General features: G+C 63.5%; 2 protein-coding genes. One reads left to right on the forward strand and one right to left on the reverse strand.

What is annotated here, in order from left to right; translation table 11 throughout:
* A partial coding sequence (locus PMI38_RS26010) for a CHASE3 domain-containing protein (protein WP_043274126.1) occupies positions 1-2,021 on the reverse strand: 2,021 nt, incomplete at its 3' end.
* 254 nt (positions 2,022-2,275) lie between these two features.
* On the opposite strand from PMI38_RS26010, the gene PMI38_RS26015 reads away from it, so the two are divergent.
* Positions 2,276-2,626: a response regulator gene (locus tag PMI38_RS26015; protein WP_008101134.1), complete on the forward strand. Its 351-nt coding sequence runs from the start codon at positions 2,276-2,278 to the stop codon at positions 2,624-2,626.
* Positions 2,627-2,735 lie beyond the last annotated feature (109 nt).

A 2,735-nucleotide genomic window follows, 5' to 3' on the forward strand; every position in this document is an offset into this window, starting at 1 on the left:
CCGCCATAACGGCGGTTGCTGCTGCCATCGACCTGGTGGAAGGCGCCGAAGATCGCCTGCTGCTGGTCGGCGGCAATGCCGATGCCGGAATCGCGCACGGCGAAGACGATGCCGGTGCCGGCCTGGTAGCTGATGGCCAGGCTGACCTGGCCGTGGTCGGTGAACTTGACGGCGTTGGACAGCAGGTTCTTGAGGATCTGCTCCAGGCGCTGGCGGTCGGTGAACAGGGTGGCCGGTACCTGCCCTTCGATCTTGACCTCGAAGCTCAGGCCCTTGTGCTCGGCCAGCGGCAGGAACATGCCGCGCAGGCCTTCGACCAGGCGCTCCAGGTGGGTGGTTTCGGGGCGCACTTCGAGCTTGCCGGCCTCGACCTTGGCGATGTCGAGGATGTCGTTGATCAGGTTCAGCAGGTCGTTGCCGGCCGAGTAGATGGATTCGGCGAACTTGACCTGCTCGCCACTGAGGTTGCCTTCGCCGTTCTCGGCCAGGAGCTTGGCCAGGATCAGCGAACTGTTGAGCGGCGTGCGCAGCTCGTGGGACATGTTGGCGAGGAACTCGGACTTGTACTTGCTCGAACGCTGCAGGTCGTCGGCACGGGCCTGCAGCTCTTCCTGGGCCTGGCTGAGCTCGTCGTTCTTGCGGTCCAGGGCGTCGGTGCGCTCGGACAACTGCTCGTTGGTCTGTTCAAGCTCCGCCTGCTGGGTCTCCAGGTGCGCCTGGGACTCCTTGAGCACCCGCGACTGCTCTTCGAGCTCTTCGTTGGCGGTCTTGAGTTCTTCCTGCTGCACCTGCAGCTCTTCGTTGAGCTGCTGGGTTTCGGCCAGGACTTCCTGCAGGCGTTGGCGGTAGCGGGCACTTTCGATGGAGATGCCGAGGTTGTCGGCCACCCGCATCATCAGCTCGTCGTCGCGCTCCTGCAGCGGGCGCAGGAAGCCCAGCTCGATCACCCCGTTGATCTGGCCATCGTCGCTGGCCGGCATCAGCATGGCGCTGCGCGGCAGGCCACTGCCCAGGCCAGAGCTCAGGCGGTAGTAGTCTTCCGGCAGGTCCTCCAGGCGCAGCAGGCGGCCCTCGCGCACCACCTGGGCCAACAGGCCCTCATGGCTGGCCAGCACCTGCTCGCGGGCCTGCTGTTCGGCATCCAGGCCATAGCTGGCCACGCGTACCAGGCGGCCATGGCCGTCGCGCACGTACAACGCGCCGACCACGCTGCCCAGGTAGCTGGCAAAGAAGCGCAGGATGTTGTCGCCCAGCATCGGCAGGGTCAGTTGCCCCAGCACCTGCTCGGCCAGTTGGGTCTGGCCGTTGCGCAGCCAGGCCTGGTGTTCCAGGCGCTCGGCCGAGCGCTGCTGGGCCTTGAGGTTGTCATCGTAGCTGCTCGACAAGGCCAGCAGATCGCGCCGCCCGAGGTAGGCCAGCAGTGCGCTGAGGCCGACGATGAGCAGCACGAAGGCGCTGATGGCGGTGACCGTGACACTGCTGACCTTTTCATTGCGGGCCATGCGCAGTTGCTGCTCGGTGCCGACCAGGTCGTCGAACTCCTTGCGGATCTCGTCGGTGATGCGCTTGCCGCGGCCGTTGCCGACGGCCTGGCGGTATTCGCCGCCGTTGCGGCGCTGGGTGATCATCTCCTTGCCAAAGTCGTTCCAGGCCTGCTGCAAGGCGACCAGGCGATCGATGCGGTCGACTTGCTGCGGGTTGTCCTCGACCATGCCGCGCAGGCTCTGCAGGCTGCTGAAGATCTTCGGTTTGGCCACTTCGTAGGGGTCGAGGAAGCGCTCGTCGCCGGTGATCAGGAACCCGCGCATGCCGGTTTCCATGTCGATCGACAACTTGACCGTTTCGTTGGCATTGCCGATCACCCGATCGGTGTGCTCGACCCATTGCATGGCCGACAGCAGGTAGTTGATCACGGCGACGAAGGCCACTGCGCCGAACAGGCCGACGCCCAACGGCAGGCCAATGTTACGGCTCAACAGCTTGCGAAAGCTTCGTTGGTCCATCGAGGCTGCTTGAATCATGAGAAAACGCCCGAGCGAAAAAAAAGTCCATTGATCAGTGTGGCGGCCGGAGCCTGTTCTTGCCCGCCGCTGCGCTCACCGGTTAACAAGCGAGTCTAACCAGCTTTGCCGGCTTCAGCAGGGCATTTAGCCAGTATTTGAAGGTTGCATGCGCGAATCGTTCCCTGAAAGTTCGATGGCCGGTATCCTCGGGAACTTCTGTCACCCACTGGCGCACAGAATAGAGACATGCCTTTTTCAACAGGAAATGAACCATGCACCTTCTGGTAGTCGAAGACGACGACATCGTCCGCATGCTGATGGTCGAAGTGCTCGACGAGTTGGGCTACAAGGCCATCGAAGCGCAAGACGCCACCAGCGCCCTGCGCATTCTCGAAGACCCGGGGCAGCCCTTGGCCCTGCTGATGACCGATGTGGGCCTGCCGGACATGCGCGGCGAAGAACTGGCGGCCAGGGCCCGTGTGCTGCGGCCATTGCTGCCGGTGCTGTTTGCCAGTGGCTATGCCGAGAGTCTCAATGTGCCGGAAGGGATGCACATGATCGGCAAGCCGTTCAGCATCGAACAGTTGCGCGACAAGGTGGTAGGGATTTTGGGTACGCCTTGATTTCACCTTTGCCCTCGTCGCCGGCAAGCCGGCTCCCACAGGTTCCCCACTGAGCTTGAGCGCTGTGGAGTACCTGTGGGAGCCGGCTTGCCGGCGACAGGGCCGGTAC

The sequence above is a fragment of the Pseudomonas sp. GM84 genome (assembly GCF_000282535.1).
In the GTDB taxonomy this organism is placed as follows: domain Bacteria; phylum Pseudomonadota; class Gammaproteobacteria; order Pseudomonadales; family Pseudomonadaceae; genus Aquipseudomonas.